Raw genomic sequence first — 15402 nt, forward strand, 5'->3', positions numbered from 1 at the left:
GCGTCATGCGTCGACGCCGTGCGCGGCGAGGAACCGGGCGACGCGCTGGTGTCCGGGACCCTGATCGGTCGCGGCCAGACGGCGCGCCGTGCGCTGCAGGACCGACGGCTCGGCCTCGGCGAGCAACTGTGCCCACACCCGTCGTCCCGGCTGCGTCGCCGGCCAGCGCAGCAGGTCGATGAGGGTGCGCTCCGGCGTCGTCACGGCGACACCGCCGAGATCCTGCAGGTCGACAGGATCCAGCACCGGATCGTGCACGATGAGCCTGCGGTTCGCCGGGGCGCGGAGGCGGCGACCCGTGGCGCTCTGCACCTCGTGCATCTCGGGCGGCGCATCCCCGGCACCGTGGATCCAGGCCGCACTCATCCCGGCGAAGGCGGCTCCGCGGATCGTCTCGATCAGGGGAGCGAGGGAGGCGGCCCGCAGGGCCGGGGTCTCCACGAGATCGGCAGGGGCGTACACCTCGCCGAGCTCCACGACGTCACCGTCGAGGCGTGCGGCGGACAGCTCCGTCAGGGAGAGCCGCCGGCCGGGGCGGTGCAGGAGAGCGCCGAGCATGCCTCCAGTGTGCGCCAGACGAGACAGGGCGGGGATCCGAGAATCCCCGCCCTGTGGACAATCCGGACTCGCGCCCGTCGCGGTCAGCCGTCGAGCGCGCTGAGCCAGGCGCGACGCGCCTCGAGCGCCTCGGTCGCCTCCTTGAGCGCCCGCGCGTTCCCCGACTTCTCGGCCGCGTCGCGCTCGGCCTCGAGCTTGGCGATGGCCTGCAGGAGCTGCTCGCTCATCGCGCCGGCACGCGCCTTCGTCTCGGGGTTGTTGCGCTTCCAGTCGACGTCCTCGCGCGACTTGAGCTCCTGCTCGATCACGCGGAGGCGGTCGTCCAGAGCACGCTCCTTCTCCCGGGGGAAGATCCGCCCGACCTCGTCCCAGTCGCGCTGGATCCGGGTGAGCAGGGCGCGTGCCTTCGTGAGGTTCGCCTCGTCGCGCACGGCCTTGGCCTCCTCGAGCAGCGCGGTGCGCGCCTCGATACGGGGCGCGGACTCCGCCTCGGTCGCGGCCGCCTGCTCGGCACGCGCGGAGTACAGCGCGTCCCCGGCGGCCTTGAAACGGGCCCAGAGCGCGTCGTCCGCCTTACGGCCGGCACGCCCGGCCGCCTTCCACTCGTCGAGCAGGCCGCGATAGGCGGGGATGCCGTCGACGCCCTTCGGCGCGAGGGCCTCGGCACGCTCCACCAGGCGCGACTTGCGGTCGCGTGCGGCCTTGTGGGTCTCGTCGAGCTCGGCGTAGAAGGCGCGGCGCTGGCGGTCGACGGTCGCGCGCGCGTCGCGGAACCGCTTCCAGAGCTGGTTCGCGGTGCCCTTCGGCAGCCGCGGGCCGTTCTGCTGGTGGCTCTGCCACGCGTCGAAGAGCGCGCCCATCTCCTCCGTGACCTTCTTCCACTGCACGGAGGACAGGTCCTGCGCAGCGATGGCCTCGGAGCGCTCCACGAGCGCGGTGCGCTCGGCGATCGCGGCGTCGACGGCGGCCTTCGCCTCCTGCGCCTCGGCGGCCGAGGCGTCTGCGAGGGAGCCGGTGAGCGCGTCGAGGCGCGCGCGGAGCGCGGCGAGATCGCCGACCGCCGCGGCATCCGTCACCTCGACGACGAGGTGCTGGGCCTGCTTGGCGAGATCGCCGGCGCCGGAGCCGCCGGCCTGGACGCGCTGCTCGAGCGTGTTCACCTTGAACGCCAGATCCTCGAACTTGCGCACGAAATAGGCCAGCGCCTCGGCGGGAGTGCCGTCGGGGTACTGCCCGACCTCGCGCCAGGCGTCGTCCTCGCGGACGGAGACGGTGCCGTCCTCGGTGACCCGGCCCCACTCCGCGGCGTCGGTGGCCCCGCGCGGAACGGCCACGGCGGGAGCCGCGGGAGCCGCGGGACGGATCGACGATGCGGGCGGCCGCGGCATGGCCGGAGGCCGGGGCAGCGCCGTCGGGCGAGGCGCGGGAGCCGCAGCGGCGGGGGTCTCGGCGGCATCGGCCGCAGGAGCCTCGGCGGCATCGGCCGCAGGAGCCTCGGCGGCATCGGCTGCGGGACCCTCGGCGGGGGCTTCTGCGCCGTCGGCTGCGGAGTCGCCGGCGGGCGCCTCGGCGCCGTCGGCCTCGGGCGTCTCGGCGGCATCGGCCGCTGCGGTCTCGGCCGGGCCTTCGGCCGGCGCCTCGCCGGCCGCAGCCGGGCTTTCGACGGCGTTCGGCTCGGCGTGCTCGACGGCGGCGGGGTCTTCGGGGATGTGCTCTTCGGTGGACACGGTGAACTCCTTGCGCGGCGGACCGCGGGAGGCGGAAAGGACAGCCTCAGCCTAGTACGCCGGAGGTCTCCGCGAGAGGGAGCGCGATCAGCCGGCGGGGGTCTCCGTGGGCGCCGGCGTGGCACTCGGCACGGGCGAGACACTCGGCGCGGGCGTGGACGTCGGGGCGGCCGACGGGGACGGCTTCGGCGCGGGGGCGGTCGCCTCGGCGTGCACCACCTGGCTCACGACCGCGCCGACGACCACGAGAGCGCCGATGACGACGGCGATCGTGTTGTCGCGCACGCGGCGGCGCACGCTGCCCTCATGCAGGTCCTGCCGCGCCGCATGGAGGCGGGCACGCTCCTGCTGTACGCGCGCCTGCTGCGCACGGGCGTTCGTCGAGCGGCGAGCGGCCATGGATCCTCCCGGGATGTCGAGGACCGAGCCTATCGCGCGCGGCTCTGCCGAGCCGTGCGCTGCGGGTCCTGATCGGCGGAGGCCGGCCGAGAAGCGGAGTGTCCCACGGCGCGGATAGCCTGGAGCGCATGACTCCTGCAGCCCCGCTGATGAGCGGCCAGACGCCGCTCGCCGTGCGGATGCGCCCGATCTCCCTCGACGAGGTGGCGGGTCAGCAGCATCTGCTGCGTCCCGGATCGCCCATCGTGACGCTCGCGGACCCCTCGGCGAAGACCGCGTCCAGCGTGTCGATGATCCTCTGGGGGCCGCCCGGGACCGGCAAGACCACGCTCGCCCAGGCGATCGCCCGGTCGTCCGGCCGGCGCTTCGTCGAGCTGTCCGCGATCACCGCCGGGGTGAAGGACGTACGAGAGGTGATGCAGGAGGCCCTGAACCAGCGCGACCTGTACGGACAGTCGACGATCCTCTTCCTGGACGAGATCCACCGCTTCACGAAGGCTCAGCAGGACGCGCTGCTGCCCGGCGTGGAGAACGGCTGGGTGATCCTCATCGCGGCGACCACGGAGAACCCGTCGTTCTCGGTGATCTCGCCGCTGCTGTCCCGCTCGCTCCTGCTCACCCTGCAGCCGCTCACCGACGACGACATCGGAGTCCTGATCGACCGGGCCGTCGCGGATCCGCGCGGGCTGAACGGCGGGGTCTCGGTCGACGACACCGCGCGCGCCGCCCTCGTGCGTCTCGCCTCGGGCGACGCACGCCGGGCGCTCACGGGCCTGGAGGCGGCGGCCGCGGTCGCCGCCTCGCCGGATCGCCTCACCGAGGACGAGACGCCCGTCGTGACCGACGACGACGTCGCGCAGGCCGTGGACCGTGCGCTGCTGCGCTACGACCGCCAAGGCGACGAGCACTACGACGTGATCAGCGCCTTCATCAAGTCGATCCGCGGGTCCGACGTCGATGCCGCGGTGCATTACCTCGCGCGCATGATCGAGGCGGGGGAGGACCCGCGGTTCATCGCACGGCGCCTCGTGATCTCGGCGGCGGAGGACATCGGCATCGCCGATCCGCAGGCGCTCGTGATCGCCACGGCCGCGGCCGACGCCGTCGCCTTCATCGGCATGCCCGAGGGACGCATCCCGCTCGCCGAGGCGACCGTCTATCTCGCGACCACGGCCAAGTCCAACGCCGCGTATCTGGCGATCGACGCGGCCATCGCCGACGTCCGCGCCGGCGGGTTCGGGCGGGTGCCCCTGCACCTCCGCGACGCCCACTATCCCGGAGCCAAGCGCCTCGGCCACGGCAAGGGCTACCGGTATCCCCATGACAACGACGCGGGCATCGTGCCGCAGCAGTACCTTCCCGACGAGCTGCGCGGGCGCCGCTACTATCAGCCCAAGGCGCTCGGCGCGGAACGCGAGGTGCAGGCGCGGCTGGAGCGGATCCGCCGCATCCTGGGGGAGGAGTAGGCCGCATGGCGCGTGTCGTTGCGCGGATCCCGCCGGACCGCGACCTCTCGATCGATTTCGTCCGGGCGATCTGCCTTCCCGTGGTCGTCCTCCTGCACGCGCTGCAGATGGGCATCGCCGGCGACCCGCTGCGCGCGTTCAACGCCCTGGCGGAATGGAAGCCGCTGACGGCGATCACCTGGGTCGGGATGATCATGCCGACCTTCTTCATCGCGGGCGGCTTCGCGGGGATCACGACCTGGCGGCGCGTGCACGGCACGGGTGGCACGGCGGCCGAGTACATCCGCGGCAGGATGCTGCGCCTGGCCCGCCCGGTGCTGCTCGCGATGCTCGGCGTCCTGGCGGCGATCGGGATCCTCGCGATGTGCGGGGCGGATCCGGGATTCCTCCGGACGTTCGCCTTCCGGCTCGCAGAGCCGCTGTGGTTCATCGCGGTGTACGCGATCTGCACCTCGTTCGTGCCGCTCATGGCGGTCCTGCACCGTCGGGCCGCCCGGGCGACGTACTTCGGCCTGGCGGCGGCCGCCGTGGCCGTCGATCTCGTCGATCGCTATCTGCACGTGCCGATCGGAGCGCTGAACTGGCTCTTCGTCTGGCTGTTCGTGCAGCAGCTCGGTTTCGGCGTGCGGGACCAGTGGTACTCCCGGCGCCCGCGTTGGCTGCTCCTCCTCCTCGCGGTGACGGCGTACGCCCTCATGGCCGTCGCCGTCTTCGGTATGGACTACGACCCCGACATGATCGCGAACCTGAACCCGCCGACCGTGCTGCTGCTCCTGCTCGGCCTGGCCCAGGTGTACCTGTTCACGCTGCTGCAGCCCGCGATCCGCGCCGCCATGCGGAACCGCGGCGTGCTGCTGACGATCGGCGCCCTCGGCACCTTCGGGATGGTGATCTACCTCTGGCACACCGTGGCGATGGCGGTGGTCGTCGGCGTGCAGCTCGCCCTCGGTCTGCCGTTCCCTCCCGTGCTCACCCCGACCTGGTGGGTCACCCGGATCCCCTGGGTGCTGGCGATCGTCGCCGTGATCGCGCTGCTGTGCCTGATCGTGCCGCGTATCGAAGTCCTGTGGCCGCAGGAGCGCGCCCGCCGCATGCCGCTGACCGCGGCTCTGGCCTGCACCGCGGCGCTGGTCGTGAGCGTCGGTTGGGTGCTGACGCAGGGGTACCTGACTCCCGGGACGGGCGTCGCCGTCGGGCTGCTGGCCGCGTCGATCGTCTGGCTGACGCTGGGCGGCCCCGGCCCGGGATCGGCGCCGGCCCCCGGTGCGCCCGCGGCGGTGGGCGAGGGCGCTCCTCGCGCGCAGCCCGCGGCGAACGGCCGACGAGACCTGATCTGATAGCATGGATCGGCTCGAAACCGTGTTTTCGGGCATCTCTCCACTCCTGCACCACCCTCTCGTCCGCCCCGGCGTGCGCTCGTGAGGGGCGGAATCGAGACGATACGTCCGCGAGCCGTGACCGACACGGCCGCGTATCGAAAGGAACACTTCGTGGTTACGAAGTCCCAGGACCGCCGCAAGGTCCGTCTTTCCCGTGCACTCGGCATCCCGCTGACGCCGAAGGCTGCCAAGTACCTCGAGAAGCGTCCCTACGCTCCCGGTGAGCACGGCCGCACCAAGCGCAAGCAGGACAGCGACTACGCGGTCCGTCTGCGCGAGAAGCAGCGTCTTCGCGAGCAGTACGGCATCCGCGAGAAGCAGCTGGTCATCCAGTTCAACGAGGCCCGCCGCAAGGACGGCCTGACCGGTGAGAACCTCGTCGAGCAGCTCGAGATGCGTCTGGACGCGCTCGTCGTGCGCGCCGGTTTCGCGCGTACCACCGCGCAGGCGCGTCAGCTCGTCGTGCACCGTCACATCCTCGTCGACGGCCAGCTCGTCGACCGCCCGTCCTTCCGCGTGAAGCCAGGTCAGCTCATCCACGTCAAGCCCAAGAGCGAGGGCCTCGAGCCCTTCCAGGTGGCGGCTGCCGGCGGTCACGCCGACGTGCTGCCCCCGGTTCCGGGCTACCTCGAGGTCGAGCTCGACAAGCTGGAGGCCCGCCTGGTCCGTCGCCCGAAGCGCGCCGAGGTCCCCGTGACCTGCGACGTGCAGCTGGTCGTCGAGTACTACGCCGCGCGCTGAGTCCAGCGACACCGCTGTCGGAGTTCAGCGAACTCTGCACACACGCCGAGGAGGCGTCGGGGGAGTCCCCGGCGCCTCCTCGTCGTTTGCGCATACGATGGAGACCGTTGTGACAAGCGGCCCGACCCGGAGGTGGTGACATGAAGAGCCTGCTGTGGTTCCTCATCGGCGTGATCGGCGGCTTCGTCGCCGCGCACTTCCTGAACAAGGACCCCCGCGGACACGACGTGCTGGCGGCGGTCGACGACAGGATCAACGAGTTCACGGGGATCCTCGCCGACGCGTTCCACGCGCAGGAGGCGCGCCTCACCCAGGACAGCACCGCGGACTGACGCGGATCCCTCCCTCTCCCGAAACCGCGCTCCGGCGCGCCCTGACAGCAAGGACCCCTCGACGAGCATGAAGACCGCGGAGATCGCGCAGCGCTACCTGAGCTACTTCGAGAAGAACGATCACCTCATCGTGCCCTCGGCCTCTCTCGTCAGCGACGACCCCTCGCTCCTGTTCACGGTGGCGGGGATGGTCCCGATGATCCCGTACCTCACCGGAGTGGTCCCGGCGCCGCACCCCCGCATCGCCGACCTGCAGAAGTGCATCCGCACCAACGACATCGAAGAGGTCGGCCGCACTGCCCGCCACGGCACCTTCTTCCAGATGCTCGGGAACTGGTCGTTCGGGGACTACTTCAAGGAAGGCGCGATCCGCTACGCCTGGGAGCTGCTGACCAGCTCCGAGAGCGACGGCGGGCTCGGCTTCGACGAGAAGGACCTCTGGGTCACGGTCTTCGAGACCGATGACGAGGCGGAGGCCATCTGGCGCGACATCATCGGCCTCAAGCCGGAGCGCATCCAGCGGCTGGGCCGCGCGGACAACTACTGGAACACCGGCCAGCCGGGCCCCGGCGGGCCGGACAGCGAGATCTTCTTCGACCGCGGCCCCGCCTACGGCAAGGATGGGGGCCCCGCGGCCGACGACACCCGCTTCCTGGAGATCTGGAACCTCGTGTTCATGCAGGACTTCATCGAGAACATCCAGGGCAAGACCGAGTTCGACATCGTGGGCGAGCTCCCGATGAAGAACATCGACACCGGCATGGGCCTCGAGCGCGTCGCCTTCCTCAAGCAGGGCGTCGAGAACATGTACGAGACGGACCAGGTCCGCCCGGTCCTCGACCGCGCCGTCGAGCTGTCCGGACGCACCTACGGCGCCGAGCACGCCGACGACGTGCGCTTCCGCGTCGTGGCCGACCACGTGCGCTCCTCGCTGATGCTGCTCTCCGACGGCGTGCGCCCCTCCAACGAGGGCCGCGGGTACATCCTGCGCCGTCTCATGCGCCGCACGGTGCGCTCGATGCGCCTGCTGGGCGTGGACGAGCCGGTCTTCGGCGAGCTGTTCCTCACGTCGAAGGACGCCATGAAGTCGGCCTACCCGATCCTCGAGCAGGACTGGGCTCAGCTGTCGGCAGCCGCGACCGCGGAGGAGGAGACCTTCCGTCGCACGCTCGACGCGGGATCCACGATCCTCGACCTGGCTCTGGCCGACACCAAGAAGGCCGGGGCGACGACGCTCGACGGCTCCGAGGCGTTCCTGCTGCACGACACCTACGGCTTCCCGATCGACCTGACGCTGGAGATCGCCGAGGAAGCGGGGCTGAACGTCGACCGCGCCGCCTTCGACACGCTCATGCAGGAGCAGCGCGCCAGGGCGAAGGCGGACGCCCGCAGCCGCAAGCGCCAGATCGCCGACGTCTCCGTGTACGGCGACCTGCGCGCCAAGGGCGAGACCGCCTTCCTCGGCTACGACGAGCTGGAGACCGCGACGACCGTGCTCGGGATCCTCGTCGACGGCGCATCGGTCACGAGCGCCGTCGAGGGTCAGGTGGCCGAGATCGTCCTGGCCGAGACCACGCTGTACGCCGAGTCCGGCGGGCAGGTCGCGGACAAGGGCACCATCACCGGCCCCGGGTACGCGCTCGAGGTGCTGGACGTGCAGCGTCCGGTACCGGGGCTGATCAGCCACACCGTCGAGGTCACCAGCGGTGTGGTGTCGGTCGACGCCCCCGCGACCACCACAGTCGACGCGGCCAACCGCCGTGCCGCGCGTCAGGCGCACTCGGCCACGCACCTCGTGCACGCGGCGCTGCGCGACACCCTGGGCAAGACCGCCACGCAGGCCGGATCCCTGAACCGAGCGGGCTATCTGCGTTTCGACTTCTCCTGGGGCCAGGCGCTGTCGGGGGAGACGAAGTCCGAGATCGAGGAGATCGCGAACCGGGCCGTGCAGGACGGCCTCGAGGTCACCACGCGGATCATGTCGCTCGACGACGCGAAGGCGGCGGGTGCCATGGCGCTCTTCGGCGAGAAGTACGGATCCACCGTGCGCATGGTCGACATCGGCGGGCCGTGGTCGCGGGAGCTCTGCGCCGGCACGCACGTCTCCTCGAGCGCCGAGATCGGTCTCATCAACCTCGTCGGCGAGTCGTCGGTCGGTGCGTCCAACCGCCGTGTCGAAGCGCTGGTCGGTCAGGACGCCTTCCGCGAGTTCGCGGCCGAGCGCGCCCTCGTCTCGCAGCTCAGCACGGCGTTGAAGACTCCGCGGGAGCAGCTCACCGAGCGCGTCGCCGACCTCGCGGCACAGCTCAAGGCGGCCGAGAAGCGCATCGCCCAGTTCGAAGCGACCGAGCGCGCCGGCCGGGTGCCCGCGATCGCGCAGACCGCGACGTCTCTCGGCGCCCTGCAGTTCGTTGCGCACGACCTCGGCTCCGTGGCCGGAGCGGACGATGTGCGCGAGATCGCGCTCGGCGTCCGCGACACCTTCGGGTCGACGGCGGCGGTCGTCGCGATCTCGGGCGTCGCCAACGGCCGCCCGATGGTGGTCATCGCGACCAACGACGCCGCGCGTTCCGCCGGCGCCAAGGCCGGCGTCCTCGCCAAGATCGCCGCCGGCGTGCTCGGCGGCGGCGGAGGCGGCCGCGACGACGTCGCCCAGGGGGGCGGGGCGGATGCGAGCGCGCTCCCCGACGCCTTCGCGGCGATCGAGCAGGAGCTGCGGCGCGCGTGACCGGTTTCCGACGGGGTGTACGGCTCGGGATCGACGTCGGACGGGCCAGGATCGGGGTCGCCCGGAGCGATCCCGACGGCCTGCTGGCGGTGCCGGTGGAGACCGTGCCCCGCGACGACGCGTCCGTGACCCGGATCGCCCGGCTCGCCGCGGAGTACGAGCCGCTCGAGCTCGTCGTCGGGCTGCCGATCAACCTCCGGGGCGAGGACACGGCGTCCACCGCGGACGCGCGCGCCTTCGCCGCCGCCCTCGCGCAGGCGAGCGGGCGCGCCGTGCGCCTGATCGACGAGCGGCTGAGCACGGTCACCGCGCACCAGGCACTGCGCGCCTCCGGACGGAGCCAGCGCGCGTCCCGCGGCGTGGTCGATCAAGCCGCCGCCGTCGTGCTGCTCCAGCACGCCATCGACACGGAGAAGGGCACGGGTGCGCCCGCCGGCGTCGCCCTGATTCTCGACGAGGAGAACCGCTGACATGTCCGACCGATCCGAATCGGCCGCCACGCCCGAGCACGAGCCCGCCCTGCACGACCTCTTCGGGGCTCTGCCCGATCCCCAGGTGCAGACGCCGGCTCCGGCCGACCCGCCAGCCGCCCCGGGATCCCGACGCGCCGCACGCGAGGCGGCCAGCACCGGCGCCTGGGCACCGGAGCGCTCGGAGGCGCCGGCTGCGCCGAACGCGGCGCCCGAGCACCACGAGACGCACGCGACGCTGGAAGCCCTCTTCCGTCACGAGGCGGAGCCGCCCGCGGTGCCTAAGCACAAGCGGCGACGCGGATGCCTGGTCGCCCTCATCATCGTCTTCGTCCTCGTCGGCGGCGCAGCCGCCGGCGGCCTGTGGGTGTGGAACACCTACGGGGCCAAGATCAGCGAGACGATGGGCTGGGGCCCGTCCAAGGACTACGAGGCGGGGCAGGCGACGGGGAACGCGCTCGTCACCATCAACAAGGGCGACAGCGGGCAGCAGGTCTCCGAGGCGCTCTACAAGGCGGGCGTGACCAAGACCTCCGACGTGTTCTACACCATGCTGGTGAAGGACAACGTCGCCAACACGTTCTACCCGGGCGTCTACAAGCTGCAGCTGAAGATGACCGCGGCCGCCGCTCTCAAGGCGCTCAACGACCCGCAGAACAAGATGCAGAACTCCGCGGTGATCCCGGAGGGCTACACGGTGGCCGAGACGATCGAGCGCATCTCCAAGAGCGTGGACGTACCGCTCGCGGATCTCCAGGCCGCGGTGCAGACACCCGCGGACTACGGCGTGAACGCCCCCTCGCTCGAGGGCTGGCTGTTCCCCGCCCTGTACGAGTTCGCACCGGGTGCGACCGCGAAGGACGTCGTCTCGACGATGGTCAAGCGCACGAGGGACTCCCTCGCCGCGGCTTCCGTCCCCTCCGCCGATGAGCAGCGCGTACTCACCATCGCCTCGATCATCCAACGCGAGGCGCGCGCCGAGGCCGACTTCTACAAGGTGTCCCGGGTGATCCAGAACCGCCTCGATCAGGGCATGAAGCTGCAGATGGACTCCACGGCGCAGTACGGCTACGGCGAGCTGCACAGCGGCTCGGCGAGCACCTCCGATGCCGCGCAGAACGACGACAATCCGTGGAACACGTACGTCATCGACGGCCTCCCGAAGACGCCCATCGCGAATCCGGGCGACAAGGCGATCGATGCGGCGATGCATCCCGCCGACGGCCCTTGGCTGTACTTCGTCACCGTGAACCTCGACACCGGCGAGACCGTGTTCTCGACGACCTACGCCGAGCACGAGGCGGCCGTGAAGCAATGGCAGGACTGGTGCAAGGCGAACCCGGATTCGGGCTGCTGACATGAGCAGCGGTCCGTCGCGGCTGGCCGTGTGGGGCGATCCGATCGATCACAGCCGATCGCCCGACCTGCACGGCGCCGCCTATCGCGTGCTGGGCCTGAACTGGGACTACGGGAGGCGTCGGGTCGACGTCGCCGGGTTCGATGCGGCACTGGACGGACTGGACGGCACGTGGCGGGGTCTCTCCCTGACGATGCCGCTCAAGGAGCGCGCCTTCGCGCGCGCCGACGAGCGCGATGACGATGCCCTCCTCACCGGGGCGGTGAACACCCTGCTGCTCGGCGAGCGCGTCCGCGGGTTCAACACCGACGTCCGCGGGCTGACCGAGGCCCTGCGCGCCGGCGGGCTCGGCGGCAGCCGCACGGCGCGCGTGCTCGGGGGCGGCGCGACGGCACGCTCGGCCCTGGTCTCCCTGCTGCGGCTCGGAGTCGTCGAGGTCGAGGTGCGCACCCGACGCGCCGAGCAGGCCCAGGAGCTGGCGGCGTTCGGCGAGCGGATCGGGCTGCGCGCCGCAGTGCGCGCCCTGGACGGTCCCGCCACCGCGGTCGACCTCACGGTGTCGACGCTTCCCGGCGACGTGACGCTTCCCGTGGCGGCCGCGGCCGCGCTGGCGGCGGACGGAGGAGCGCTGTTCTCCGCCGCGTACGCCCCATGGCCGACGGCGCTCGCGCAGGCCTGGACGGCTGCGCCGGTGCTGACCGGGCTGGAGATGCTCCTGCACCAGGCGGTCGCGCAGATCAGGATCTTCCTGCACGGCACCCCGGACGAGGAGCTTCCCGACGAGCCCGCGGTGCTCGAGGCGATGCGGGCGGCTCTGCGCTGAAGTCATCCGGGCGGTGCGGCTCCTCCGACATGGGAGACTAGGGGAATGCTCCGCGTGCTCACGGCCGGCGAATCGCACGGCCCCGAACTCATTGCCGTCATGGAGGGCCTGCCCGCGGGCGTGCCCCTGTCCCGCGAGGCGATCCAGTCCGATCTGCAGCGCCGCAAGCTCGGCTACGGGCGTGGATCCCGGATGAAGTTCGAGCAGGACGAGCTGACGATCTCCGGCGGAGTGCGTCACGGCTTCTCGCTCGGCAGCCCGATCGCCATGCGCATCGGCAACACCGAGTGGCCGAAGTGGGTCGAGGTGATGAGCGCCGATCCCGTCGAGCTGACGGACAAGTCCCGTGGGCGCAGCGCCGCACTGACCCGTCCGCGGCCCGGCCACGCCGACCTCGTCGGCATGCAGAAGTACGGCTTCGACGAGGCCCGGCCGATCCTCGAGCGCGCGAGCGCCCGGGAGACCGCGGCACGTGTGGCCCTCGGCGCGGTGGCCCGCGCATTCCTCGGCGAGCTCGGGATCCGCCTGGTCAGCCACACGCTGTCGATCGGGCCTGTGCAGGTTCCCGAGGGATCCGCCCTGCCGACCCCCGATGACGTCGATGCACTGGATGCGGATCCGCTGCGCTGCTTCGATCCCGCGACGAGCGAGCTGATGGTGGCGGAGGTCGATGCCGCCCGCAAGGACGGCGACACCCTCGGCGGCATCGTCGAGGTGCTCGCCTACGGCCTGCCGCCGGGGCTCGGCTCACACGTGCACTGGGACCGCAGGCTCGATGCCCGCCTCGCTTACGCCCTCATGGGGATCCAGGCGATCAAGGGCGTCGAGGTGGGCGACGGCTTCGAGACCACCCGCCGGCGCGGCTCGGCCGCGCACGACGAGCTCTTCGCGACCGACGACGGCATCAGCCGCGGCTCCGACCGCGCCGGCGGCACGGAGGGCGGCATGTCCACCGGCACCGTGCTGCGCGTGCGCGCCGGCATGAAGCCGATCGCGACGATCCCGCACGCGCTGCGCACCGTCGACGTCGCCTCGGGGGAGCAGGCCACCGCTCACCACCAGCGCTCCGACGTCTGCGCCGTCCCGGCCGCGGGCGTTGTGGCCGAGGCCATGGTCGCGATCGAGCTCGCGAACTCCGTGCTGGAGAAGTTCGGCGGCGACAACGTGGCCGAGACCCGGCGCAACCTCGAGGCGTACCTCGCCGCCATCCCCGACGAGCTGCGCACCACGCCGGCGTCCGAGGCGGCGCTGATCCTGCACGATGAGCTCGGCTGAGTCCGCGGCGCCGGAGGTGCTCGTGCTCGTGGGCCCCATGGGCGCGGGCAAGACCAGTGTCGGCCGGAGGGTCGCGAGGACGGCGGGCTGGCGCTTCGTCGACACCGACAAGGCGATCGTCCGCGAGCACGGATCCATCCCGGCGATCTTCGCCGAGCACGGCGAGGATCGGTTCCGCGAGTGGGAGCGGGAACAGGTGGCCGAGGCGATCGCCGGCGGCGGCGTGATCTCCCTGGGCGGGGGAGCGGTGCTGTCCGAGGACACGCGCGACCTGCTGCGCACCGTCCCCGTCGTGATGCTCACGGTCTCCCCGGAGGCCGTGGCGGAGCGGATCTCGGGTACGGATCGGCCGTTGCTGCACGGCGAGGAGGACCCCGTGCACCGCTGGACGAGGATCTTCGCGGAGCGCCGTGCGCTGTACGAGGAAGTCGCCGATGCGCGCTTCGACACCTCACGGGTGCCGATGTCGCGGGTGGCGGATCAGATCGTGGAATGGATGAGAGGACGGGCATGAGCGCCCAGCAGAACGAGACGGCGGACGACGGCACCACGACGATCACGGTGACGGGGAGCACCCCGTACGAGATCACGGTGGGTCGGGACATCCTCGATCGCGTCTCCGCGGAGCTGGCGCCCTCGGTGCGCAAGGTGCTGGTGGTGCACCCGCCGACGCTCGCGGATCGTGCCGCGGAACTGCGCGACCGCATCCTCGCGGACACCGCGAACGGTCCCCGTGAGGTGCTGCTCGCCGAGATCCCGGACGCCGAGCAGGGCAAGCGCATCGAGGTCGCCCAGTTCCTCTGGCAGATCATGGGCCAGGCCGACTTCACCCGCACGGATGCCGTCGTCGGCTACGGCGGGGGCGCGGTCACCGATCTCGCGGGCTTCGTCGCCGCCACCTGGCTGCGCGGGGTCCAGGTCGTGCAGGTGCCGACCACGGTCCTGGGCCTGGTCGACGCGGCGGTCGGCGGGAAGACCGGAATCAACACGAACGAGGGCAAGAACCTCGTGGGCGCCTTCTGGGCCCCTCGCGCCGTGATCGGCGATCTCGACCAGCTGTCCAGCCTCAGTCAGAACGAGGCCACGGCGGGCTTCGCCGAGGTGGTCAAGGCGGGCTTCATCTGGGCGCCCGAGATCCTCGACATCATCGAGGCGGATCCGTCGCGCGCCGTGGACCCGCTCACGCCGGAGTTCCGTCGCGCGGTCGAGCTCGCGATCGGGATGAAGGCGACGGTCGTCTCCGACGACTTCCGCGAGGACGGTCAGCGCGAGATCCTCAACTACGGCCACACGCTCGGGCACGCGATCGAGCACGCGGAGCGGTACCGCTGGCGTCACGGCGCGGCGATCTCGGTCGGCATGCTGTTCGCCGCCGAGCTGTCGCGGCTCGCGGGGCGTCTCTCCGACGACGACGCGAACCGGCACCGCACGGTGCTCGAGTCGCTCGGACTCCCCACCTCCTACCGCGGAGGCGCCTGGCCGACGCTCCTGTCGACGATGCAGCGCGACAAGAAGAGCCGCGGCGGCATGCTGCGCTTCATCGTGCTCGACGGCATCGCGAAGCCGACGGTGCTGCAGGCTCCGGATGAATCGCTCCTGTTCGCCGCCTATCAGGAGGTCGCCGAGTGAGCGTCACCGTGCGCCGCGTCGAGGCGGGCGAATGGCAGCAGGTGCGCGAACTGCGGCTCCGGGCGCTGCGGGATCCGATCGCGGCGCTCGCGTTCCTGGACAAGTATGAGAACGCCTCGGCCCAGCCGGACGAGTTCTGGCAGCATCGCACCGCGCAGGCCGCCGAGGGCGGGCCGAACGGCCAGTTCGTCACGATCGCCGAGGACGGCGCCTGGTCCGGCTCGGCGACGGTGATCGGCAGCCGGGACGCCGCGGAGTCGGCGCTCGTCGTCGGGGTGTACGTCGCGGACGGACATCGCGGCGCCGGGGCCATCGAGGCGCTGCTCGACGAGTGCGCCGCCTGGGCGGCGGAGGGCGGCTTCACCGGCCTCACCCTCGAGGTGCACGTCGACAATCATCGCGCCCAGGCCGCCTACGAACGCTGCGGCTTCACCCGCACCGGCGAGATCACCGAACTCGAGAACGGCCAGGAGTACGTGATGGTGCGCCCGGTCGTGCCCTCCTCGCGCTGATACCGT

General features: G+C 71.7%; 15 protein-coding genes. 12 read left to right on the top strand and 3 right to left on the bottom strand.

The window, feature by feature from the left end; all coding sequences use genetic code 11:
• Window positions 1–3: 3 nt before the first annotated feature.
• The 3 genes from WFJ01_RS04115 to WFJ01_RS04125 all read right to left on the bottom strand — a co-directional run bounded on the left by WFJ01_RS04115 (window position 4) and on the right by WFJ01_RS04125 (window position 2684).
• Entirely contained in the window at window positions 4–558 is a 555-nt protein-coding gene (locus tag WFJ01_RS04115) for a type IV toxin-antitoxin system AbiEi family antitoxin (RefSeq protein ID WP_336628297.1), read from the bottom strand.
• An 83-nt stretch (window positions 559–641) separates the two neighbouring features.
• Complete coding sequence (locus WFJ01_RS04120; RefSeq protein ID WP_442928019.1) at window positions 642–2285, bottom strand: DUF349 domain-containing protein; 1644 nt, start codon at window positions 2283–2285, stop codon at window positions 642–644.
• Between the two features lie 87 nt (window positions 2286–2372).
• On the bottom strand, window positions 2373–2684 hold the full coding sequence (locus tag WFJ01_RS04125; protein ID WP_336628298.1) for a hypothetical protein: 312 nt from the start codon (window positions 2682–2684) through the stop codon (window positions 2373–2375).
• Between the two features lie 128 nt (window positions 2685–2812).
• On the opposite strand from WFJ01_RS04125, the gene WFJ01_RS04130 reads away from it, so the two are divergent.
• The 12 genes from WFJ01_RS04130 (at window position 2813) to WFJ01_RS04185 (ending at window position 15396) form a co-directional block, all read left to right on the top strand.
• Entirely contained in the window at window positions 2813–4150 is a 1338-nt protein-coding gene (locus tag WFJ01_RS04130) for a replication-associated recombination protein A (RefSeq protein ID WP_295032539.1), read from the top strand.
• Between the two features lie 5 nt (window positions 4151–4155).
• Entirely contained in the window at window positions 4156–5487 is a 1332-nt protein-coding gene (locus tag WFJ01_RS04135) for an acyltransferase family protein (protein WP_336628299.1), read from the top strand.
• A 153-nt stretch (window positions 5488–5640) separates the two neighbouring features.
• On the top strand, window positions 5641–6270 hold the full coding sequence (gene rpsD, locus WFJ01_RS04140) for a 30S ribosomal protein S4 (protein WP_251439687.1): 630 nt from the start codon (window positions 5641–5643) through the stop codon (window positions 6268–6270).
• A gap of 140 nt (window positions 6271–6410) precedes the next feature.
• Entirely contained in the window at window positions 6411–6602 is a 192-nt protein-coding gene (locus WFJ01_RS04145) for a hypothetical protein (protein WP_091734964.1), read from the top strand.
• A gap of 67 nt (window positions 6603–6669) precedes the next feature.
• On the top strand, window positions 6670–9330 hold the full coding sequence (gene alaS, locus WFJ01_RS04150) for an alanine--tRNA ligase (protein ID WP_336628300.1): 2661 nt from the start codon (window positions 6670–6672) through the stop codon (window positions 9328–9330).
• Window positions 9327–9800: a Holliday junction resolvase RuvX gene (gene ruvX / locus WFJ01_RS04155; protein WP_336628301.1), complete on the top strand. Its 474-nt coding sequence runs from the start codon at window positions 9327–9329 to the stop codon at window positions 9798–9800. Before alaS ends, ruvX begins: the two co-directional genes overlap by 4 nt.
• 1 nt (window position 9801) lies before the next feature.
• Window positions 9802–11157, top strand: a complete 1356-nt coding sequence (mltG, locus tag WFJ01_RS04160; protein ID WP_336628302.1) for an endolytic transglycosylase MltG — start codon at window positions 9802–9804, stop codon at window positions 11155–11157.
• Between the two features lies 1 nt (window position 11158).
• Window positions 11159–11980, top strand: a complete 822-nt coding sequence (locus tag WFJ01_RS04165) for a shikimate dehydrogenase (RefSeq protein ID WP_336628303.1) — start codon at window positions 11159–11161, stop codon at window positions 11978–11980.
• Between the two features lie 45 nt (window positions 11981–12025).
• The gene (gene aroC / locus WFJ01_RS04170; protein ID WP_336628304.1) at window positions 12026–13255 is read left to right on the top strand and encodes a chorismate synthase; all 1230 of its coding nucleotides are present in this window, start codon (window positions 12026–12028) and stop codon (window positions 13253–13255) included.
• Window positions 13242–13769 carry a shikimate kinase gene (locus WFJ01_RS04175; RefSeq protein WP_336628305.1) on the top strand — a complete coding sequence of 176 codons (528 nt, stop codon included), beginning with the start codon at window positions 13242–13244 and terminating at the stop codon, window positions 13767–13769. The genes aroC and WFJ01_RS04175 overlap by 14 nt, the downstream gene beginning before the upstream one ends.
• Entirely contained in the window at window positions 13766–14884 is a 1119-nt protein-coding gene (gene aroB, locus WFJ01_RS04180; RefSeq protein ID WP_251439700.1) for a 3-dehydroquinate synthase, read from the top strand. Before WFJ01_RS04175 ends, aroB begins: the two co-directional genes overlap by 4 nt.
• A complete protein-coding gene (locus WFJ01_RS04185; protein ID WP_336628306.1) occupies window positions 14881–15396 on the top strand; it encodes a GNAT family N-acetyltransferase in 516 nt (171 codons plus the stop codon). The genes aroB and WFJ01_RS04185 overlap by 4 nt, the downstream gene beginning before the upstream one ends.
• The last annotated feature ends 6 nt before the right edge of the window (window positions 15397–15402 follow it).

The organism is Microbacterium sp. MMO-35, from assembly GCF_037147555.1.
Lineage (GTDB): Bacteria > Actinomycetota > Actinomycetes > Actinomycetales > Microbacteriaceae > Microbacterium.